Origin of the sequence: Streptomyces sp. NPDC048644, assembly GCF_043199105.1 — a bacterium.
Taxonomy (GTDB): domain Bacteria; phylum Actinomycetota; class Actinomycetes; order Streptomycetales; family Streptomycetaceae; genus Streptomyces.
The window spans coordinates 542,474-562,033 of the sequence record NZ_JBICVO010000003.1 but is presented as its reverse complement, the minus strand read 5'-3'; the positions used below and the strand labels follow the sequence as shown (position 1 = coordinate 562,033).

The window sequence follows — 19,560 nt, the reverse complement described above, 5'->3', positions numbered from 1 at the left end:
GGACATCGTTCACACGGCTTCGAATACCAGTTGCCTGCTCAGCGTGGCACGCACGGGGGAGCACTCGATGCGCTCCATGACCACCGCTCGGTGAGTCTCGAGCGCCGGGTCGAGAGCGAGCTCGTACCGGAACCGCGTTGTCGACTCCTCGCGCTCCAGGTACACGCGCACGCTCACGTCAGCGTCGGCGTCGGCGATACCGAGGTCCGCCAGTGCCATGCGCGCCGAGATGGTCATGCACGTGGCCAGCGATGCCTCCAGCAGCTCATGAGGCCGCATACCGGCAGAGCCACCGACACCACTCTTGAGGGTGTCGGCGAGCCCTTCGTTCTCGCCCGCCCGGAACCTGACCTGCCAGGCAGTCGGAAGCGCCGTTGCCTCGATCATGTGCCCATACCTCCCTGTCGGGAACCGATGAGCAGGAGCGTATCGAGCCGCCCACATCATGAGAAGGCGAATCCAGATACTGGAACTGACGGTCTGGCCGGTCATAGGGGAAACGTCGGACTCGTGGAGAAGGTCCACGTCGGCGGGAAACGGATGACAGTCCACGGTCGAGCGAACACTGTGAGCGACGGCCTTGATGGGCTGGAACTGATGTGGCGTCAAATGCTGGCATACGGAGGAGTCGCCGGTTCCCTGGTCACCAACCAGGTCCGCGCCTACGACCTGCTGCGCATGTTCGGACGCGACGGCCGTCCGACCCCGCTGGGCGCCGCGTTCGCGGAGTACGGGCGGATCGCCGAGACCGAACACCTGCTGCGCGTGGTCGACCCGGTCGACGACACCTACCGGCGGCAGATGAACCGGCAGCTCACCATGCAGGAGTCCCGCCACAAGCCGGCCCGGGACGTGTGCCACGGCAAGCGCGGCACCATCCACCAGGCACACCGGGACGGGATGGAGGCCCAGCCCGGCGCGCTCGGCCTGGTCCTCAACGCCATCGTGCTGTGGACCACGAAGCACATCGACGCCGCCGTCGCCCAGCTTCACGCCGAAGGCCACGAGATACGGGACGAGGACATCGCCCGCCTGTCGCCGCTCAGGCACCGCACCCTGAACCTGCTCGGCCGCTACAGCTTCACCGCCTCCACCCCGGCCGCCGGTGCCCTGCGCCCGCTGCGCGACCCGGACGCCCCAGAACTGGACGAAGACGACGACGGCGGGCAGGAGTGAGTATCAGGAGCCGATCGGATCAATCCGTGACGGGCAGGCACTCGGCGAGCAGGGCGACGATGTCACGCCAGGCTCGCTGTGCGTGCCGTGGGTGGTAGCCGACGCCGGGACGCACGGTGTGGTCGACCGGTGGGTGGTGGAAGGCGTGAAGGGCTCCTCCGTAGACCACGAGGCGCCAGTCGACGCCCGCGGCCTGCATCTCTGCGGTGAACGCCTCCCGTTGCGCGGGCGGCATGATTGGGTCTTCCGACCCGACCCCGGCCCATACCGGGCAGCGAATGCGTGCCGCCTCGCCCGGTCGGCCCGTGGTCAGTGCGTTGACTGTCCCAATCGCGCGCAGGTCGACGCCATCGCGACCGAGTTCCAGTGCGACTGCGCCCCCGGTGCCGTAGCCGACGGCGGCGGTCCGGTCGGGGTCGGCCCGTGATTCGGCACGCAACACGTTGAGCGCGGCGTGACCGATTCCTCGCATGCGGTCGGGATCGGCGAGCAGCGGCATGCAACGGGCCAACATTTCCTCTGGGTCTTCCAAATAGCGTCCGCCGTGGAGGTCGAAGGCCAGCGCCACGTACCCCAACTCGGCCAGAGCCTCGGCCCGCCGGCGCTCGACATCGCTGAGCCCCGTCCCCTCGGGTCCGATCAGGACTGCGGGCCGGCGCTCGGCACCGGCCGGGAGCGCGAGGTATCCGATCATCGTCAGGTTGTCGGCCGGGTATTCGACCGTACGGGTTGTTACTGTCGTCATGCGACTGGACGGTAATGACCGTTGCGCCCGCTCGGGGTGGTGTTCACCGACGGCAGACAGCAGCCTGTCCCGACTACATCACCCGGACGCGTCGACCGCCCTGTCGTCAAACGATCGCCGCCGACAGGCGGCCGACGCGTCCAAATCTGTAGGCGTACGGGGGCGCATCGAACGGGAGCAGGCGTAGACGACGGGATCGTGGCCGCGCTCGACGCACGTCTCACGCAGCGTGGCGAACTCCGCTACGCCAAGGAGATCAAGCCGATGCGCATGCGTCCGTCATGTGGCTCAGCACAGTGGGACGGCTGGGGGAGGGCCGGGATCTGCCGTCTGCTTGTGCGGACTCCAACTGCCTTTCTACGAGCCTCCGTTGCTCACCACCCCCATCACCCACACGTCATGCCACTCCCCACCCCAGAACAGTGCCTGCCGCATGCGGCCCTCCACCTCGAAGCCGCAGCGTTCGTAGGTGCGGCGGGCCCGTTCGTTGAAGGTGAAGACCTCCAACTGGACGCGGTGCAGGCGGACGCGGTCGAAGGCGTACTCCAGGAGGAGGCGGATGGCTTCGGTGCCGAGGCCGCGGCCGGTTTCGCCGGGGACGAGGAGGATGCGCAGTGTGCCGTGGGCGTTGTCGGGGTCGATGGCCATCAGGGCGAGGTCGCCGAGGTAGCGGCCGGTTTCGCGGTCCTCGATGGCGAGGTCGAGGCGGTCCGCGCGGTCGGCGGAGCCGGCGCACCACTGCTGGACCTCCTCCAGCGTGAACTCGTGGTGGCAGCCGGTCAGCCGGCGGGTCTCCGGGTCGAGCGCCGCGGCGTGGAAGGCGGTCGCGTGGCGTATGGACAGCGGCGCGAGCCGGATGCGGGCACCGGCCAGCACCGGCTTCTCGGAGAGTGCGGTGGCATCGATCATGAGGGGATGATGGCGGGGAGCGGGTGCCGCGGCAATGGAAATAGTGACGGTGGCCGGGGAATTGACCGAGGTGTGTCCGGCGCCGTAGTGGGCGTCCGGCGGCGGGAGCGGGGGCGTATGCCCAGGGGGAGAGATGGAACTGCGGCAGGTGCGGTATTTCGTCATGGTCGCGCAGGAACTGCACTTCGGGCGGGCGGCCGAGCGGCTGCACATCGTGCAGTCCGCGGTCAGTCAGCAGGTCAGGCGGCTGGAGCGGGAGCTGCGGGTCGAGCTGTTCGACCGGTCGGCGCGGCAGGTGCGGCTCACCGAAGCGGGCGCGCGGTTCCTGCAGGGGGCGCGGGCGCTGCTCGCCGCGGAGGAACGTGCCCGCGCGACCGTCGCCGGCCTGGCGGCCACCCGGTCCTGCGCCCTGCGCCTGGGCACCAGCACCGGCCTCGGCGCCCATCTCGACCGGGTGCTGGACGCACTCGCCGACCGGGCACCGGAGTGCGCCGTGCAACTGGTCTCGCTGCCCGCGTCGCAGCGGCTCGACCGGGTCGCGGCCGGTGAGCTGGACGCCGCGTTCGTCCGCGGCGAGCCGGCCGGCGGCGGGCGGTACGGGCTGCGTGCCATCCCGCTGTGGCAGGATCCGCTGGTCGCCGTCGTCCCGGCCCGGCATCCGCTGGCCGCGTCGCCCGGCACCGTCTCGCTCGCCGAACTCGCGCCGGTGCCCCTGATACTGACCGAACGCCGCACCAACCGCGCCCTCGTCGACCTGGTCGTCAGCGCCTGCCACGACGCCGGATTCGCACCCGTGCCGGGACCGGCCCCCGGTGCCCTCCAGGACACCCTGGCGGCGATCGGCGCCTGCGGGCCCGACGACGGCCTGTGGACCGTCGTCTACGCCGCGCACGCCCGCAGGCTGAGCGTCCCGCGGGTGGCGTTTCTGCCCTTCCGCGACCCGGGCATGGAACTCACCACCCATCTCGTGGTGCGCCGGGCCTCGCCGCCCGCGGGGATCGCGGAGCTGCTGGCGGCGTGCGCGCCGGAGGGGGAGCCGGAGGGGGAGGGGGAAGGCGCCGGGGTCGCGTCCCCGGCGTAGCGCGTGTTACGGCAGCAGCCCCGCCCGCCGCGCCGCGATGACCGCCTGCATCCGGGTGTGCGCCCCCAACTTCCGCATGGACGAGCGCAGATAGCATTTCACCGTTTCGGGGCGCAGCCCGAGCCGCTCGCCCGCCTGCGCGTTCGTGGCGCCGGACGCCACGCATGTCAGGACGTCGACCTCGCGCGGTGAGAGCGCGGGGGCTTCGCCCGCAGGTCCTGTGCCGCCGGACGAGGCCGCGGCGAGCCGGCCGCAGGCCGCCAGCATCTCCTGACGCAGCAGCGGATCGGTGACCCGCTGGGCCAGGGACCGCAGGTCGCCGTGTGCCTCGCGGACCTCCTCCCACATGGCGGGGTCGGCGGCGGTCGGCTGCTGGGACACCGACAGCAGCCGGGCCGCCTCGTCCTGGAGCAGCAGCGCCTGTTCCAGCTCGCGGGCCGCCTCCATCGCCGCGGACAGCGGGCCGTCGCCCAGCCGCAGCGGGTGGCGCAGCGCGCCGTACAGCACCCCGCGCACCCGCCGGCGCACCACCACCGGCACCGCGAGCACCGACCGCAGGCCCTCGGCCGCCACCGCCGCGTCGTACTCGTGGCTGATCACCGACGAGGCGCGGTAGTCGGTCACCGCGAACGGGCGGCACAGCACCACCGCCTTGCCGCCCAGGCCGTTGCCGTGGTGGATGCTGAGCCCGCGCAGCGCGGTGGTCGCGGTCCCCGACAGCTCGTTGATCCGGAAGCGGCCACCACCGGCCAGCAGTCCGCCGAACGCCACCGGCACCCCGCTGGCCCGGCGCAGCCGCGCCAGCGCCGCCCCCACGTCAACGGACTCGTCCGACCCCGACCCGACGCGCACTCCGACACCTCCGCTTCCCCCCGTTCGGGGGTGGTGAGACCTATGTCACTGATTACACGATGACACGGAGTCGCGGGGCAATGAGGAGGACGCATGACGGACACGGACAGCACAGTGATGGGCCACTCGCCGGGCGCGACACGGGAGTTCCGGGCCGCCCGTGACCTGTTGCTGCGGCACCGTGAGGACTACGACGCCGCGCGCGCGCAGTTCCGCTGGCCCCGGCCCGTGCACTTCAACTGGGCGCTGGACTGGTTCGACGACATCGCCCGCGACAACGACCGCACCGCCCTGCACCTCGTCGAAGAGGACGGCTCCGAGACCCGGGTCACCTTCGACGCCATGCGCAGGCGTTCCGACCAGGTCGCCAACTGGCTTGCCGCCAAAGGGGTACGGCCCGGCGACCGGATCCTCGTCATGCTCGGCAACCAGGTGGAACTGTGGGAGACCGCGCTGGCCGCGATGAAGCTGCGCGCCGTGGTCATCCCCGCGACTCCCCAGCTGGGCCCCGCCGACCTCGCCGACCGGATCACCCGGGGCAAGGCACGGCACGTCGTGGTGCGCGCCGAAGACACCGCGAAGTTCGCGGCCGTGCCCGGCAGTTACACCCGGATCGCGGTCGGTGGCGCGACGGCCGGCTGGCTGGCGTACGAGGAGACCGCGTCAGCCTCCGACGCTTTCCGGCCGACCGGGGAGACCCGGGCCGACGACTCGCTGATGCTGTACTTCACCTCCGGCACCACGGCCCGCCCCAAGCTCGTCGAGCACACCCACGCCTCCTACCCCATCGGGCACCTCGCGACGATGTACTGGACCGGACTCCAGCCCGGCGACGTGCACTTGAACATCTCGTCGCCGGGCTGGGCCAAGCACGCCTGGTCGAACCTCTTCGCCCCGTGGAACGCCGAGGCGACCGTCTTCATCCACAACTACACGCGCTTCGACGCGGCCCGGCTGATGGCCGAGATGGACCGGGCGCGGGTGACCAGTTTCTGCGCCCCGCCCACGGTGTGGCGGATGCTCATCCAGGCCGACCTGACGGCGCTGCGGCACCCGCCGCGGGAGATCGTCGCGGCCGGCGAACCGCTCAACCCGGAGATCATCGAGCAGGTCAGGACGTCCTGGGGCGTCACGATCAGGGACGGCTTCGGGCAGACCGAGACCGCCGTCCAGGTCGCCAACACCCCGGGCGAGCCCGTCACTCCCGGCTCGATGGGCCGCCCCACCCCCGGCTACGACGTCGTCCTGCTCGACCCGGTCACCGGCGCACCGGCCGACGAGGGCGAGATCGCGCTCGTCCTCTCCAGCCACCCGGTGGGCCTGATGGCCTGCTACCACGGCGACCCGGCCCGCACCGCAGAGGCGATGGCGGGCGGCTTCTACCGCACCGGTGACATCGGCTCCCGCGACGCGGACGGCAGGCTCACCTACATCGGGCGCGCCGACGACGTCTTCAAGGCGTCCGACTACAAGATCTCGCCGTTCGAGCTGGAGAGCGCCCTGCTGGAGCACGAGGCGGTCGCCGAGGCCGCGGTCGTCCCCGCCCCCGACCCGCTGCGCCTCGCCGTCCCGAAGGCGTACATCGTGCTGGCCGACGGCTGGGATCCGGGCCCGGAGACCGCCAAGCTGCTCTTCGCGCACTCCCGCGAGGTGCTCGCGCCCTACAAGCGCATCAGGCGGCTGGAGTTCGCCGACCTGCCCAAAACCGTCTCCGGCAAGATCCGCCGCATCGAACTGCGCGAACGCACCGCACTGGGCGACGGCGGCGCCGAGTACCGGGAGGAGAACTACCGTTGAAGGCACCGGACACCGCCCTGTCGTACGCGAGCGGGGCAGGCGAGCAGCCGCTGATCGGCCGCACCATCGGTGCCGATCTGGATCGCACCATCGCGCGCTTCGGCGACCGGGAGGCGCTGGTCGAGGTCGCTTCGGGGCGGCGCTGGACGTACACCGAACTGGGCCGGGCGGTCGACGAGGTGGCGCGGGGGCTGCTCGCCAAGGGCATATCCACCGGTGACCGGGTCGGTATCTGGTCGCCCAACTGCGCGGAATGGGTCCTCGTCCAGTACGCGACCGCCCGGATAGGCGCGATCCTCGTCAACATCAACCCGGCATACCGGGTGCACGAGTTGGCGTACGTCCTGGGGCAGGCCGGGATACAGGTCCTGGTCTCCGCGACCCGCCACAAGACCAGCGACTACCGGCGGATGACCGAGCAGGTGCGCGCCGACTGCCCGGCCCTCCGCGACGTGATCTACATCGGCGACCCGACCTGGAGCGGACTGCTGACGGCCGGTGCCGCCGTACCGCAGGAGCGGCTCGACGCGTGCGCGGCACGGCTGTCCGCCGACGACCCGGTCAACATCCAGTACACATCGGGCACCACCGGCTTCCCCAAGGGGGCCACCCTCTCCCACCACAACATCCTCAACAACGGCTACTGGGTGGGCGAGACCGTCGGCTACAGCGAACAGGACCGGGTGTGCCTGCCGGTGCCCTTCTACCACTGCTTCGGCATGGTGATGGGCAACCTCGGCGCCACCTCGCACGGCGCCTGCATCGTCATCCCCGCACCGTCCTTCGACCCCGCCGCGACCCTGCGGGCCGTCCAGGACGAGCGCTGCACCTCGCTCTACGGCGTACCGACGATGTTCATCGCCGAGCTGGACCACCCCGACTTCGCCTCGTACGACCTGACCTCGCTGCGCACCGGCATCATGGCCGGCTCGCCGTGCCCCGAAGAGGTGATGAAGCGGGTGGTCGCCGAGATGCACATGGCGGAGGTCTCCATCTGCTACGGCATGACCGAGACCTCGCCGGTCTCCACCCAGACCCGGCGCGACGACGACCTGGAGCACCGCACGGCGACGGCGGGCCGGGTCCTGCCGCACATCGAGGTCAAGGTCGTCGACCCGGCGACCGGCGTGACCGTTCCCCGCGGCGGCACCGGCGAACTGTGCACCCGCGGTTACAGCGTGATGCTCGGCTACTGGGAGGACCCGGAGCGCACCGCCGAGGTGATCGACGCGGCGCGCTGGATGCACACCGGCGATCTGGCGGTGATGAACGACGACGGCTATGTGCGGATCGTCGGCCGCATCAAGGACATGATCATCCGGGGCGGCGAGAACGTCTACCCGCGGGAGATCGAGGAGTTCCTCTACTCCCACCCCAAGATCGCCGACGTCCAGGTGGTCGGCGTGCCGGATGCGAAGTACGGCGAGGAGATCGCCGCCTGCGTCATCCTCCGGGACGCCGAAGCCCCGCTGACGCTGGAGGAGTTGACGCTCTTCTGCCGCTCCCGGCTCGCCCACTTCAAGATCCCGCGCCATCTGGAGATCCTCGACGCGTTCCCGATGACGGTCAGCGGGAAGGTCCGCAAGATCGAGCTGCGCGAGCGGCTGGCGGCGGGGCGGGGCGCGGCGTCGTAGCGGGCGGGGCGTGCCGTCGTCAGCGTTCGCCCGGCCGGTCCAGACGCAGCCGCTGTGCGCGCGGCAGGGACGCGACCACCAGGTCGTAGGAGTCCTCGATCATGTCGAGCACCGCGCGGTCGGCGAGGCCGCCGTCCAGGGAAACGGTGTTCCAGTGCCGCTTGTTGAGGTGGTAGCCGGGCACCACCTCCGGGTGGGCCTCGCGCAGCCGCCTGGCCACCTCGGGGTCGCACTTGAGGCTGACGGTCGGCGGTACGGCCCCGACGGCCGTCAGCGCGAAGATCTTGCCGCCGACCTTGAAGGTGCACACGTCGGGATTCCGGGGGAACGGGAACTCCTCCGTCGCCCCGTTGAGGTCCAGGCAGGCGGCCCGCAGCGCTTCGGCATCGATCATGACCGCATTATGGCGTGCCCGTAGCGTCCGCTGACGTGCCGTCAGGTATCGGGCCGGGTGGCCTGCGCACCCGGCCCGCGCCCGGCACCACTACCGGTCCCGTGGTGGTCAGCCGTCCTGCTCGCGGCGCATGCAGCCGCGCGGCCAGCGGTCCAGGCCCAGCGCCGCCTCCTGCCCGCGGATCGCCCGCAGGCCCGGTGTCAGCTCCGCGTCGTCGAGCAGCCGGAAGCCGATCCTGGCGTAGTAGGGCGCGTTCCACGGCACGTCGAGGAAGGTGGTCAGGGTCAGCGCCGCCGCGCCGCCGTCCCGCGCCGCCCGGTCGATCAGCGCGCGGCCGATACCGCGGCGGGCGTGCCGGGGATCCACCGACACCTGCTCGATGTGGGTGGCGCCGTCGACCGGCTCCCACATCAGGTACGCCAGCGGCGCCCCGCCCTCGCACGCGACGAGCAGCCGCCCGGCGTCCCGGCTCGCCGCGAGCTGCGCGAGCGACGGCGGCTCGTCGTCCGCGACCGATGCCATGCCCAGCTCGCGGAAGGGCGCTCCGGCGGCACGTTCGACGGCACGCAGGGCGGGGAGTTCGGCCGGCGTGGCAGTACGGATGATCATCCGGCCAGTGTCGCCGCGACGGCCGTGCCGCCGCGACCGGTTTTCCGCCGCCTGCCCTGCGGCCCCGCCGTCAGCGTCCCGCGGCGCCGTGCCTGATCAGGCCGTCGGCCGGGTCGTTGACGGGCTGCGGGGTGCCCGTGAGGTCCATGACGAACAGCGGCAGGTAGAGGTCGTCGGCCCGGGAGCGGGCGTCGCGCGCGTAGCCGGCGAGGGAGAAGAAGACCGCGACGGCCGAGTCGTGGAGGCCGTTGAGCCAGACGCACTCGATCTCGCGGAGCGCGGTGGAGCGGGTGGTCGGGTCGACCTGCGCCACCACTCCGCTGCCGCGCAGGTCGAGGCCGGACGCGGTCCGTTCCTGGGTTCTGCCGACGTCCGTGAACCCCAGCCATTTCAGGTACTGCGCGGCGGCCGTGACGCAGTCCCTGGCCGTACGGATCGTGACCGGGCGGAAGGCCGGCCTGAGGACCGCGGGCGGCGCGGTGGCCGACGGCGCCGGGGTGTGCGGCCCGCGTCCGGGGGAGCGGCGGGCGATGGGCGGCGGCGCGGGCGCCGGCACGACGGGGATGCGCACGACCGTGCCGCAGACACAGCCGGACTCGGGCGCCGGCCATTCGTCCTGACGGCCACAGCTGTCGCACTGCACCGCCACCCACGAGCCCTGCCAGGTGCGGTGCACGATCTCGACGGGCACGCCGCCGCGCAGCACGGGCAGGGTCAGTGGGGCCCCGCAGGCGCAGGGGAAGGTGGGCGGGGTGAAGGCGTTCTCGCGGCGGCACGTCGGGCACCGCACCGGCACGCTGTCGGCCATGGTCGCTCCTGGCGGTAGGTCGGCAGGCAGGCGGCTCTGCTCTGCTGTTGACCTCCATGGTCTCTCCAAATGCAGGAGCCGGAGGCACATTCGCGCCGATCGCTGCGGGGGGCAGGAGACACCGGGGGAGCATGGTGCGGCCAGGAAGCGATGTGCGGCGCACACGGCGCATACGCGGGCGCTTGCCGCGCGCCGGTGTCCGGTATCGCCAACGGCCGGGCGCCGGGGGCCGGTTCGCGGGGGACGGCTGCTGCCCCGAGGGGGTACCGCCCGGTGGCGCGCATCGGGCGCGACAGGACATCGCGCCACCGGACGGAGTCGTGGGGGAGGCTGCGGAGGAGGCGGGCTCCGCGGCGGAGAGTGCCCGCCGCCTTCTGCCGGGCGGGCCGCTGCCACCGCACCGGTGCTCCCGGATGCCGCGGAGCGCCGCGCTTCCCCCCTCCGTGCCGGACGGCCACCCCTCAGCGGACCGTCCGGCGCGGATGCGCAAGGATGCTGACCTCCCGTCAGTCCTCGCGCAGTTCGCGGATCCTGGCCTCGACGCGCTTGCCGTACTCCTGGTCGGCCGCGCGGAAGTGGTCCAGGTTCTTCTCGATCACATCGTCCCGGCCGACCTGCGCGAGGCCGCCCGCGATGTTGTCCACCAGGCGCCGCTTCTCGTCATCCGACATCAGCCGGTACAGCTCGCCCGCCTGGAAGAAGTCGTCGTCCTTGGCGTGTGCCGGTGCCGCGTGGGTGCCGACGTGACCGGCGACGGTGAGCGGGGCGGAGAGCGCCTCGTTCGTCTCCACGGGGCCGCTGTACGAGTTGGGCTCGTAGTTCTTGGCGTGCCGGTCGTAGGCGTTGGTGGCCATCAGTCCGTCCCGGCCGTAGTTGTCGGCGCGGGTGGCCCGGGGCGCGTTCACCGGCAGCTGGGTGTGGTTGATGCCCAGGCGGTAGCGGTGCGCGTCCGCGTAGGCGAACAGCCGGCCCTGGAGCATCTTGTCCGGGGACGGGCCGATGCCGGGCACGAAGTTGTTCGGCGAGAAGGCGGCCTGCTCGACCTCGGCGAAGACGTTGTCCGGGTTGCGGTCCAGGACCAGCCGGCCGACGCGCTGGAGCGGGTGGTCGCGGTGCGGCCACACCTTGGTCAGGTCGAACGGGTTGAAGCGGTAGTCCGCGGCCTCGGCGGCCGGCATGACCTGCACGTACAGCGTCCAGGACGGGTAGACGCCCCGCTCGATGGACTGCAGCAGGTCGGTCTGGTGGCTGTTCGGGTCGGTGCCGGACAGCGCGGCGGCCTGCTCGGCGTCGAGGCAGCGGATGCCCTGGTTCGTCTTGAAGTGGTACTTGACGAAGAAGGCTTCGCCCGCGGCGTTCGTCCACTGGTACGTGTGCGAGCCGTAGCCGTTCATGTGGCGGTAGGAGGCCGGGATGCCGCGGTCGCCCATCAGCCAGGTGACCTGGTGGGTGGCCTCGGGGGAGTGCGCCCAGAAGTCCCAGACGTTGTCCGGCTCCTGCTTGCCCGTGAAGGGGTCGCGCTTTTGCGAGTGGATGAAGTCGGGGAACTTCATCGCGTCCTTGATGAAGAAGATCGGGGTGTTGTTGCCGACCAGGTCGTAGTTGCCCTCTTCGGTGTAGAACTTCACGGCGAACCCGCGGGGGTCGCGCGCGGCGTCCGGGCCGCCGAGGTTGTCGGCCACCGTCGAGAAGCGGATGAACAACTCGGTGCGCTTGCCGATGGTGTTGAGGAAGCCGGCGCGGGTGAAGCCGGTGACGTCGTCGGTCACCTCGAAGTGGCCGTACGCGCCGGACCCGCGGGCGTGGACCACGCGCTCCGGGATCCGCTCACGGTTGAAGCGGGCGAGCTTCTCCAGCAGTTGCTGGTCCTGGAGGAGCATCGGGCCACCGACGCCGGCGGTGGCGGAGTTCTGGTTGTCGGCGACGGGGGCGCCAGCCTCCGTGGTGAGCGTGCGCGCCGTCAGCGTGGGCTTCGTCATGGTGACCTTCCGTACGAGAGCGCGGAAGTTGACTTCCGCGTGTCGGAGCGTAAGAAGCGCTCCGACCAAACGTCAACAGTTTGTTGAAACAAAGCTGAGGGGTGTTCCGGGCGGTGGCCGCGCCTGGGCGCGACAGGACAGGTGTCAGCGCGATCACCGCCCGGAAGTCCGGGTCCGGGGCCGAGGCTCCGGGGGTGAACTCAGGTACAGGGCCCGGCCGCAGCCCCGCACCGGGCCCGCTCCGCCGGGTCGTAGCCGACCTCCACGAGAACCGGACGCCGCGTGGAGAAGGACTCCTTGCGCGCCCAGGTGACCGCCGACCGCAGCTCGGCCGGATCGGCGACCCGGCGGCCCGCGCAGCCGTACGCCTCCACGAGCTTCACGTGGTCCGTGAGGAACGCGTCCTCCACGTCACCGGCCGGCGGGCCTGGCCCGTGGCCGTGCGGCGCGGGGTGCGGCATCAGCAGGACGAGCGGGACGCCGTACCGTGCCGCGAGGGCCAACTCGCCCGCCAGCGCCGGGAATTGCTCGTCGATGACGGCCACCACCTCGGCCGCCCCGTCGTCCGGCATCGCGGACCGGTCGCCCAGAGCCGTACGGACGCCGATCGCCGTCGGCACCTCCCAGCCCGGTGGGCCACCGGGGCCGCCGACCGCGCGGCGGCGCGGTCCTGGCCCGTCCGTCGCGCAGGCGGGCGCCGACGCCCCGACGACATACGCGTCGCTCTCCGTACCGAACAACGCGCAGACCTCCCGCACCACCGCGGGCGGCGGTACGGCATCCGGCACGGCCGCGGGGGACGGACCGGCCGACGGGTACGGCGGTGCCTCCCCGGCGGGCGGCCCGGCGTCCTGCCCCGCCGCCCCGGCTTCGGCCGCTGCCACCTCGGCCGGCAGCTCGATCAGGACCGGCCCCTGCCGTCCCTCCTGCGCGGTCCGCAGGGCCTCGCGAAAGGCCCACGGAATCCGGGCGGGCCCATCGACCCGTACCGTCCACTTGCACAGCGGGCGGGCGAGCCGGACCAGATCCGGCGCCCCGGCGGCGCGCTCGCCACCGGAGCCGGGGGTGCCGACGACGCACACCAACGGCACCGCGTCGGCCAGCGCGAGGGCGAGCCCCGGCAGCACCCGCGTGGCACCGGGCCCGGCGGGCACCGCCGCGACCGAGGCCCGTCCCCGCGTGCGGGCCCAGCCGATCGCCATGTGCGGCGCGCTTTCCACGTGCCGCACCCGCAGATGCGCGATGCCCTCCGCGGCCAGCGCCGCGTACAGCGGCCGGAGCGCGGGCCCGTGGCAGCCGAAGACGGTGTCCACGCCGGCCTGCCGCAGGGAGCGCACGGCCGCGCGGAGTGCGGGAACCCGTTGCGCCGTCATGCCGCTCAGGGCGCGGTCGGGTGTCCGGAGAGCCGCTCGACGCCGCGGAGGAGCGCGGAGTGGTCGAGGCTGCCGTCGCCCTGGGCGCGGAGCGAGGCGACGAGGCTGGCGACGAGACTGCCGACGGGCAGCGCGGCGCCCACGGTGCGGGCCGCGTCGGTGACGATGCCCATGTCCTTGTGGTGCAGGTCGATACGGAAGCCGGGGGCGAAGTCGCGGCGCGCGAAGTTGTCCTTCTTGCGGGTCAGGACCGTGGAGCCGGCCAGACCGCCGTTGAGGACGTCGAGGGCGGCGGCCAGGTCGACGCCGGACTTCTCCAGGAAGACGACCGCCTCGGCGCAGGCTTGGATGTTGACGGCGACGATGAGCTGGTTGGCGGCCTTGACGGTCTGCCCCGCGCCGTGCGGTCCGCACCGCACGATGGTCTTGCCCAGCGCCTCCAGGACGGGCCTGGCGGCGTCGAAGTCGCTCTGCTCACCGCCGACCATGATCGACAGGACCGCTTCGACGGCGCCCGCCTCACCGCCGGAGACCGGGGCGTCCAGCACCCGTATCCCGCGGGCCGCCGCGGCCTGCGCCAGGTCGATGCTGGTCTGCGGGGTGATCGAGGACATGTCGATCAGCAGCGCACCGGACCTGGCGTTCTCCACGATGCCGTCGGGCCCGTAGGCGATGGCCTCGACCTGCGGGGACGCCGGCACCATCGTGATCACCACGTCTGCGGTGGCCACGGCTTCGGCGACGGAGCCGGCCACGGTGCCGCCGGCCGCGGCCAGCCGCTCCAGCTTCTCCTGCTCCAGGGTGTAGCCGGTCACGTGATAGCCGGCCTTGATCAGGTTCTCGGTCATGGGGGAGCCCATGATGCCCAGACCGATCCACGCGATCTCGGGAAGACTGCTCATCGAAAAGCCTCTTTCAGCATCCAGCGGTCCGAAACAACAACGCGGGCCCAACTGCCCGCGGGCGGCGGCTACTTCGCTGCGCGCAGCGGCGCCGGGAGCCAGCCGAAGGCGCCGGCCGACGGGCCGTCGCCCGGCTTGTACTCCAGGCCGGTCCAGCCCCGGTAGCCGTTCTTGCGCAGCCGCTCCAGCAGCGCGGAGAAGTCCAGCGACCCGGTGCCCGGCGCGCCACGGCCGGGATTGTCGGCGATCTGCACGTGCGCGGTCTTGCCGGTGTGGCGGTCGATGACCTCTTCCAGGTCCTCGCCGTTCATCGACAGGTGGTAGAGGTCCATCAGGAAACGGGTGTTGTCGAGGCCCGTCGCCGCGTTCACCGCGTCGACGACCTCGATGGCCTTCGGTGCCGACACGATCGGGCAGGCCGGTGACTCCGGCGCGTTGAGCGCCTCGATCAGCATCGTCCCGTCCAGCTCGCCGACCGCTCGCGCGGCGAAGGCGAGGTTCTCCAGGGCCAGCGCGTCCTGCTCCGCCGTCGGCACGCCCTCGACGCGGTTGCCGTAGAGGGCGTTGAAGGTGGTGCAGCCGAGCGACCGGCCGAACTCCACGGCCACCGGAACGTTCGCCCGGAACTTCTCCGACTCCGCCCCCGGCACCGACAGGGCGCCGCGGTCGGGTCCTGGCAGCTGCCCGGCGTAGAAGTTCAGGCCCACCAGGCGGGTACCGGCGTCGTTCAGCGCGTCACGCAACGCATCGAGTTCCGCCTGCTCGGGCACCGGCGCATCGACCCACGGCCACCACAGCTCCACCGCCGTGAAGCCCGCGGCCCGTGCCGCGGCCGGGCGCTCCAGCAGCGGCAACTCGGTGAACAGAATCGACAGGTTGACGTTGAAGCGCGTCTCCGTGAAACCCATAAGACCCGGCGCCCTTTCCGGATAGTGGAACTTATTTTCTACGTAACGGAACCCTGCCTCGCCATCGCGGGGGCTGTCAAGAGGGGGGCGGGCGGATTTCTGGTGGTGGGGGCGATGCCCGCGTAGGTTGAACGGCGTGCGATTGAGAGTGGAGTTCACGACGGAACCGTTCGACCTGGACGAGGCGCCGGCCCATGCGGTGGTGGCGCGGGAGATCGTCACGGGCGCCGGTCTCGACGCCGTCGACGTCGGCCCGTTCGGCAATACCGCGGAAGGCGGCGCGGAGCGGGTGCTCGACGCGGTGGGCGCCCTGCTGCGGGACACCCTGGAGGCGGGTGCCACCCGGGTCTCCCTCCAGGTCAACGTGATCGAGGAGTCGGCGGATCCGGCGCAGTCCGAGGGGAGCGCCAGGTGACGGAGCCCGCCGACCACCCGTTCGTCCAGGCGGTCAAGCCGCTGGTGGACGCGATGGGCGGCCAGATGGTCGCGCCCGGCCTCGCCCGGGGTGACGACGTCGTGCTGGCCTGGGAGGGTGAGGAGCGGGTCGCGGTGCGCCTGCCGCATCTGTCGGACTCGCTGGATCACCTTCTCGCCGAGTTGCAGCGCAGGCACGGCATGCCGCTGGCCGACCTGGACCGCAAGACCAAGCAGTCCGTGGTGCGGATCCTGGAGGCGCGCGGGGCGTTCTCCGTGCGGCACGGCGTGGAGACGGTGGCCGGCGCGCTGGGTGTCAGCCGGTTCACCGTCTACAACTACCTGAACAGGGAGAACGCGGCGAAGCAGGAGGAGTGAGGCCAACTGCCGCCCGGTGGCGGCCGATTGGCCCGCGCCGCCGTCCGGAAGTTCCGGACGGCGGCTTTTCTGTTGCCGAGTTTTCAACAAAGTGTTGACGTGATGTTGCCTGAGGTCTTAGCTGTTTCCAGCCAAGCAGAGCCAGCACCAGGCCACGGAGGCTTCCCGTGTCTTCGAGTACGACCCCGGGCCTCGCCCGGTTCAACGCTGCCGGCGACGGCGGCGCCGAGGCCGCACTGCACGAGGTGTGCGCCAGCCGGGCGTGGGGGCAGGCCCTTCGTGCCAGGCGTCCGTACGCCACCACCGAAGCCCTTTTCGCCGCGAGCGACGCCGCCATGGCGGAGCTGACCGCGGCGGATCTGGCGGAGGCGATGGCGGGGCACCCGCCCATCGGCCGCCCCGAGCCCGGCGACCCGACGTCCTCGCGGGAGCAGAGCGGGATGGCCGCGTCATCCGACGCGCTCAAGGCGGAGATGCTCGAACTGAACCTGGCTTATCAGGAAAAGTTCGGGCACGTCTTCCTGATCTGCGCCTCCGGACGCACCGGTGAGCAGATGCGGGACGCCGTCCGTAACCGCATCGACAACTCCCCGGAACAGGAACGGGAGATCGTTCGCAGGGAGCTGGGAAAGATCAACCGCATCCGTCTGGCCCGCATGACGGACACCGCAGAAGGAGACGCAGCATGAGCAGCGAGACGGCCGCACCGACGTCGGTGTCCACGCACATCTTGGACACCAGCGTGGGCCGCCCCGCCGATGGCGTCGCCCTCACGCTCTCGGTGCGCTCCGGAAGCGGCGCCGCCTGGAGCGCCCACGGCGCGTCCGCCACCGACGCGGACGGGCGCTGCAAGGACCTGCCGGCCCTGCCGGACGGCACCACCCACGTACGCCTCGACTTCGCCGTCGAGGAGTACTTCCTGTCCGAAAAGCATCGCTCGCCGGACCGGAACCGCCCCGACCAGCAAGCCGAGGAACAGCAGGACGCCCCCCGCGTAAGGGACAGCGGAGTTTTCTTCCCGGAGGTGGCAATCACCTTTGCCGTCAAGCCGGGCGAGCACTATCACGTACCGCTGCTGCTCAACCCGTTCGGCTACTCCGTATACCGAGGGAGCTAGCACCGACATGACTGCCCATTCCCGCCCTGCCCGCCCGGTACTTCTCGGCCAGAACCAGTACGGCAAAGCGGAGAACCGCGTCGTCAAGATCACCCGCGACGGCGACACCCACCACATCAAGGACCTCAACGTCTCCGTCGCCCTCTCCGGCGACCTGGAAGAGGTGCACCTCTCCGGCTCCAACGCCAACTGCCTGCCCACCGACACCACCAAGAACACCGTGTTCGCCTTCGCCAGGGAACACGGCATCGAGTCGGCCGAGCAGTTCGGCATCCACCTGGCCCGGCACTTCGTCACCAGCCAGGAGCCGATCAAGCGGGCCCGCATCCGCATCGAGGAGTACACCTGGGAGCGGATCGCCACATCCGACAACAACTCCCGCTTCATAGGCGCCGACGAGGTACGCCACTCCTTCGTCCGCAAGGGCCAGGAGACCCGCCTTGCCGAGATCACCTATGACGGCGAGAGCTGGCAGGTCATCTCGGGGCTGAAGGACCTCGTCGTCATGAACTCCACCAACTCGGAGTTCTGGGGCTACATCAAGGACAAGTACACGGTCCTCAAGGAGGACTACGACCGCATCCTGGCGACCGAGGTGTCCAGCCGCTGGCGCTTCAACTGGACCGACGACGAGCAGCGGATGCCCCCGTGGGAGCGCTCGTACGCGCAGGTCAAGAAGCACATGCTGGAGGCGTTCGCGGAGACCTACAGCCTCTCCCTCCAGCAGACCCTGTACCAGATGGGGTCACGCATCATCAACAACCGTTCCGAGGTCGACGAGATCCGCTTCTCGCTCCCGAACAAGCACCACTTCCTGGTGGACATGGAGCCGTTCGGCCTCAAGAACGAAACCGCCGACGGCGCCGTCTACTACGCCGCGGACCGTCCGTACGGACTGATCGAAGCCACTGTTCTGCGCGACGGTGTCGAAGCCCGGATCCCGCTGGATCTGACGAACCTCTGATCGGCTCCGACGCAGCGCCGTGCCTCGCGTCCCCTCCCTGCCCCGCAGCGGGGAGGGGGACGCGATTCCTGAGGGGACCGACCCATGGCACAGCACCCGCACGTTGACCCTGCTCCACCGGTGCACCCGGTGGACGAAAAGCCGGCGCCGAAGCGGCTGATCCCCGCCGCCCTCCAGCACATCGCTGCCATGTACGCCGGCGTCGTCACCCCTCCGCTCATCATCGGACAGGCCGTCGGCCTGGACGCCGCGGGCCGCACCCGGCTCATCGCCGCCGGCCTGCTGATCGCGGGCTGCGCGACCCTGCTCCAGACGCTCGGCATCCGCAAGGCCGTCGGCAACCGGCTGCCGTTCGTCAACGCCGCCAGCTCCGCCGGCATCACCCCGATGCTCGCCATCGCCGAGACCACCCACAAGGGCCACCAACTCCCCGCCATCTACGGGGCGGTGATGGTCGCCGGCCTCTTCTGCCTCGCGGTCGGACCGTTCTTCGGAAAGCTCCTGCGCTACTTCCCGCCGCTGGTCACCGGCGTGGTCATCACCCTCATCGGCGTCACCCTGATGCCGGTGCCGGTCGGCTGGGCCCAGGGCGGCGACAAGGGCGCCGCCGGCTTCGGCGACATGAAGAACCTCGCCCTCGCCGCCTTCACCCTCGTCGTCATCCTGCTCATCCAGCGCTTCGCCCGGGGCTTCATCAAGCAGATCGCCCTGCTGCTCGGCCTGGTCATCGGCACCCTCGCCGCGACGCCGCTGGGCATGGCAGGACTCGACGGGCTGCGCTCGGCGCCGCTGGCCGCGCTCCCCACCCCCTTCGCCTCGGGACCGCCCGAGTTCCAGCCCGCCGCGATCATCTCGCTGTGCCTCGTGATGCTGGTCCTGATGACCGAGTCGGCGGCCGGGATGCTCGCACTCGGCGAGATCTGCGACCGCCGCTGCACCAGCGACACCCTCACCCGCGGACTGCGCACCGACGGCATCGCCACCCTGCTGGGACCGGTCTTCGGTGGCTTTCCCACCAGCGCCTTCGCCCAGAACGTCGGCGTCGTCTCGCTCACCAGGGTCCGCAGCCGCTACGTCGTCGCGGTGGCAGGCGCCGCCCTGATCGTGCTGGGCGCCTTCCCCGTACTGGGCGCGGTCGTCTCGCTCGTCCCGATGCCGGTGCTCGGCGGCGCCGGGATCGTCCTCTTCGGCTCGATCGCGGTCAGCGGCATCCGCACGCTCGCCGAGGCGGGCCTCGACGACAGCTCCAACATCATCCTCGTCGCGGTGTCGCTCGGCGCCGGCATCATCCCGCTCGCCGCACCGACCTTCTACGCCGACTTCCCCGCCTGGGCACAGACCGTGCTCGGCTCGGGCATCAGCGCGGGCGCCCTGGTCGCCGTGCTCCTCAACCTGTTCTTCCATCACCTCGGCACCCGGAGCACCCCACGGGCAGCGGTTCTGTCAGCCGCATCGCCCGGCTCCGGCACTCAAATCCCCTAGGGCCATGCCGTGCCCGAACCGCCAGTAGGGAAAGTAGG

Annotated in this window: 19 protein-coding genes and 2 pseudogenes; 10 read left to right on the top strand and 11 right to left on the bottom strand. The window is 71.2% G+C overall.

From position 1 onward, the window contains the following. Window positions 1–9: 9 nt before the first annotated feature. Window positions 10–387: an OsmC family protein gene (locus ACGFNI_RS09455; protein ID WP_393682104.1), complete on the bottom strand. Its 378-nt coding sequence runs from the start codon at window positions 385–387 to the stop codon at window positions 10–12. A 213-nt stretch (window positions 388–600) separates the two neighbouring features. Here ACGFNI_RS09455 and ACGFNI_RS09450 point away from each other — a divergent pair. Continuing rightward, window positions 601–1,176: pseudogene (locus ACGFNI_RS09450) on the top strand (Tn3 family transposase); the annotation flags it as partial. A gap of 19 nt (window positions 1,177–1,195) precedes the next feature. Here ACGFNI_RS09450 and ACGFNI_RS09445 read toward each other — a convergent pair. Together ACGFNI_RS09445 and ACGFNI_RS09440 are read right to left on the bottom strand one after the other, a co-directional pair. Beyond that, a complete protein-coding gene (locus ACGFNI_RS09445) occupies window positions 1,196–1,921 on the bottom strand; it encodes a dienelactone hydrolase family protein (RefSeq protein WP_042153501.1) in 726 nt (241 codons plus the stop codon). A 357-nt stretch (window positions 1,922–2,278) separates the two neighbouring features. Then, window positions 2,279–2,830, bottom strand: coding sequence for a GNAT family N-acetyltransferase (locus ACGFNI_RS09440; RefSeq protein ID WP_393682103.1), 552 nt, complete (start codon window positions 2,828–2,830; stop codon window positions 2,279–2,281). Window positions 2,831–2,963: 133 nt separating this feature from the next. On the opposite strand from ACGFNI_RS09440, the gene ACGFNI_RS09435 reads away from it, so the two are divergent. Then, on the top strand, window positions 2,964–3,911 hold the full coding sequence (locus ACGFNI_RS09435; protein WP_393682101.1) for a LysR substrate-binding domain-containing protein: 948 nt from the start codon (window positions 2,964–2,966) through the stop codon (window positions 3,909–3,911). Between the two features lie 6 nt (window positions 3,912–3,917). Here ACGFNI_RS09435 and ACGFNI_RS09430 read toward each other — a convergent pair whose 3' ends face one another. Continuing rightward, complete coding sequence (locus ACGFNI_RS09430) at window positions 3,918–4,727, bottom strand: response regulator transcription factor (RefSeq protein WP_393682205.1); 810 nt, start codon at window positions 4,725–4,727, stop codon at window positions 3,918–3,920. A gap of 129 nt (window positions 4,728–4,856) precedes the next feature. Here ACGFNI_RS09430 and ACGFNI_RS09425 point away from each other — a divergent pair, with 129 nt between their 5' ends. Next, window positions 4,857–6,560 (top strand): AMP-binding protein, encoded by a 1,704-nt coding sequence (locus ACGFNI_RS09425; protein ID WP_393682099.1) that lies wholly within the window; start codon window positions 4,857–4,859, stop codon window positions 6,558–6,560. Further along, the gene (locus ACGFNI_RS09420; RefSeq protein WP_393682098.1) at window positions 6,557–8,194 is read left to right on the top strand and encodes an AMP-binding protein; all 1,638 of its coding nucleotides are present in this window, start codon (window positions 6,557–6,559) and stop codon (window positions 8,192–8,194) included. The genes ACGFNI_RS09425 and ACGFNI_RS09420 overlap by 4 nt, the downstream gene beginning before the upstream one ends. A gap of 19 nt (window positions 8,195–8,213) precedes the next feature. Here the strand turns inward: ACGFNI_RS09420 and ACGFNI_RS09415 are convergent, their stop codons facing one another. The 7 genes and pseudogenes from ACGFNI_RS09415 to ACGFNI_RS09385 form a co-directional block, all read right to left on the bottom strand. Next, window positions 8,214–8,588: an MmcQ/YjbR family DNA-binding protein gene (locus ACGFNI_RS09415; RefSeq protein ID WP_393682096.1), complete on the bottom strand. Its 375-nt coding sequence runs from the start codon at window positions 8,586–8,588 to the stop codon at window positions 8,214–8,216. Between the two features lie 108 nt (window positions 8,589–8,696). Next, a pseudogene (locus tag ACGFNI_RS09410) lies at window positions 8,697–9,224 on the bottom strand (GNAT family N-acetyltransferase); the annotation flags it as partial. 43 nt (window positions 9,225–9,267) lie between these two features. After that, window positions 9,268–10,005 (bottom strand): hypothetical protein, encoded by a 738-nt coding sequence (locus ACGFNI_RS09405; protein ID WP_393682095.1) that lies wholly within the window; start codon window positions 10,003–10,005, stop codon window positions 9,268–9,270. Between the two features lie 506 nt (window positions 10,006–10,511). Then, window positions 10,512–11,969, bottom strand: a complete 1,458-nt coding sequence (locus ACGFNI_RS09400) for a catalase (protein WP_393682203.1) — start codon at window positions 11,967–11,969, stop codon at window positions 10,512–10,514. Window positions 11,970–12,184: 215 nt separating this feature from the next. Further along, on the bottom strand, window positions 12,185–13,357 hold the full coding sequence (locus ACGFNI_RS09395; protein ID WP_393682093.1) for a thiamine pyrophosphate-binding protein: 1,173 nt from the start codon (window positions 13,355–13,357) through the stop codon (window positions 12,185–12,187). A 5-nt stretch (window positions 13,358–13,362) separates the two neighbouring features. Further along, on the bottom strand, window positions 13,363–14,259 hold the full coding sequence (locus tag ACGFNI_RS09390; RefSeq protein ID WP_393682092.1) for a 2-hydroxy-3-oxopropionate reductase: 897 nt from the start codon (window positions 14,257–14,259) through the stop codon (window positions 13,363–13,365). A gap of 68 nt (window positions 14,260–14,327) precedes the next feature. Next, complete coding sequence (locus ACGFNI_RS09385) at window positions 14,328–15,167, bottom strand: TIM barrel protein (RefSeq protein WP_393682090.1); 840 nt, start codon at window positions 15,165–15,167, stop codon at window positions 14,328–14,330. A gap of 136 nt (window positions 15,168–15,303) precedes the next feature. Between ACGFNI_RS09385 and ACGFNI_RS09380 the strand changes: the two genes are divergently transcribed. From ACGFNI_RS09380 to ACGFNI_RS09355, 6 genes are all read left to right on the top strand, one after another. Continuing rightward, window positions 15,304–15,582: a hypothetical protein gene (locus tag ACGFNI_RS09380; RefSeq protein ID WP_393682088.1), complete on the top strand. Its 279-nt coding sequence runs from the start codon at window positions 15,304–15,306 to the stop codon at window positions 15,580–15,582. After that, window positions 15,579–15,959 (top strand): helix-turn-helix domain-containing protein, encoded by a 381-nt coding sequence (locus ACGFNI_RS09375; RefSeq protein WP_393682086.1) that lies wholly within the window; start codon window positions 15,579–15,581, stop codon window positions 15,957–15,959. The genes ACGFNI_RS09380 and ACGFNI_RS09375 overlap by 4 nt, the downstream gene beginning before the upstream one ends. 167 nt (window positions 15,960–16,126) lie before the next feature. After that, window positions 16,127–16,648 carry a 2-oxo-4-hydroxy-4-carboxy-5-ureidoimidazoline decarboxylase gene (gene uraD / locus ACGFNI_RS09370; RefSeq protein ID WP_393682084.1) on the top strand — a complete coding sequence of 174 codons (522 nt, stop codon included), beginning with the start codon at window positions 16,127–16,129 and terminating at the stop codon, window positions 16,646–16,648. Further along, the gene (locus ACGFNI_RS09365; protein ID WP_393682083.1) at window positions 16,645–17,076 is read left to right on the top strand and encodes a hydroxyisourate hydrolase; all 432 of its coding nucleotides are present in this window, start codon (window positions 16,645–16,647) and stop codon (window positions 17,074–17,076) included. Before uraD ends, ACGFNI_RS09365 begins: the two co-directional genes overlap by 4 nt. Before the next feature lie 7 nt (window positions 17,077–17,083). Next, window positions 17,084–18,040, top strand: a complete 957-nt coding sequence (pucL, locus tag ACGFNI_RS09360) for a factor-independent urate hydroxylase (RefSeq protein ID WP_393682081.1) — start codon at window positions 17,084–17,086, stop codon at window positions 18,038–18,040. Between the two features lie 84 nt (window positions 18,041–18,124). Then, window positions 18,125–19,522, top strand: a complete 1,398-nt coding sequence (locus ACGFNI_RS09355) for a nucleobase:cation symporter-2 family protein (RefSeq protein WP_393682079.1) — start codon at window positions 18,125–18,127, stop codon at window positions 19,520–19,522. Window positions 19,523–19,560: the final 38 nt, after the last annotated feature.

What these genes read in the sequence shown, in the direction of transcription:
- ACGFNI_RS09365 (WP_393682083.1), top strand. Translation starts at nt 16,645, where the DNA reads ATGAGCAGCGAGACGGCCGCACCGACGTCGGTGTCCACGCACATCTTG.
- ACGFNI_RS09385 (WP_393682090.1), bottom strand. Translation starts at nt 15,167, where the DNA reads ATGGGTTTCACGGAGACGCGCTTCAACGTCAACCTGTCGATTCTGTTC.
- ACGFNI_RS09415 (WP_393682096.1), bottom strand. Translation starts at nt 8,588, where the DNA reads ATGATCGATGCCGAAGCGCTGCGGGCCGCCTGCCTGGACCTCAACGGG.
- ACGFNI_RS09395 (WP_393682093.1), bottom strand. Translation starts at nt 13,357, where the DNA reads ATGACGGCGCAACGGGTTCCCGCACTCCGCGCGGCCGTGCGCTCCCTG.
- ACGFNI_RS09425 (WP_393682099.1), top strand. Translation starts at nt 4,857, where the DNA reads ATGACGGACACGGACAGCACAGTGATGGGCCACTCGCCGGGCGCGACA.
- ACGFNI_RS09445 (WP_042153501.1), bottom strand. Translation starts at nt 1,921, where the DNA reads ATGACGACAGTAACAACCCGTACGGTCGAATACCCGGCCGACAACCTG.
- ACGFNI_RS09440 (WP_393682103.1), bottom strand. Translation starts at nt 2,830, where the DNA reads ATGATCGATGCCACCGCACTCTCCGAGAAGCCGGTGCTGGCCGGTGCC.
- ACGFNI_RS09355 (WP_393682079.1), top strand. Translation starts at nt 18,125, where the DNA reads ATGGCACAGCACCCGCACGTTGACCCTGCTCCACCGGTGCACCCGGTG.
- ACGFNI_RS09405 (WP_393682095.1), bottom strand. Translation starts at nt 10,005, where the DNA reads ATGGCCGACAGCGTGCCGGTGCGGTGCCCGACGTGCCGCCGCGAGAAC.
- pucL (WP_393682081.1), top strand. Translation starts at nt 17,084, where the DNA reads ATGACTGCCCATTCCCGCCCTGCCCGCCCGGTACTTCTCGGCCAGAAC.
- ACGFNI_RS09390 (WP_393682092.1), bottom strand. Translation starts at nt 14,259, where the DNA reads ATGAGCAGTCTTCCCGAGATCGCGTGGATCGGTCTGGGCATCATGGGC.
- ACGFNI_RS09435 (WP_393682101.1), top strand. Translation starts at nt 2,964, where the DNA reads ATGGAACTGCGGCAGGTGCGGTATTTCGTCATGGTCGCGCAGGAACTG.
- ACGFNI_RS09455 (WP_393682104.1), bottom strand. Translation starts at nt 387, where the DNA reads ATGATCGAGGCAACGGCGCTTCCGACTGCCTGGCAGGTCAGGTTCCGG.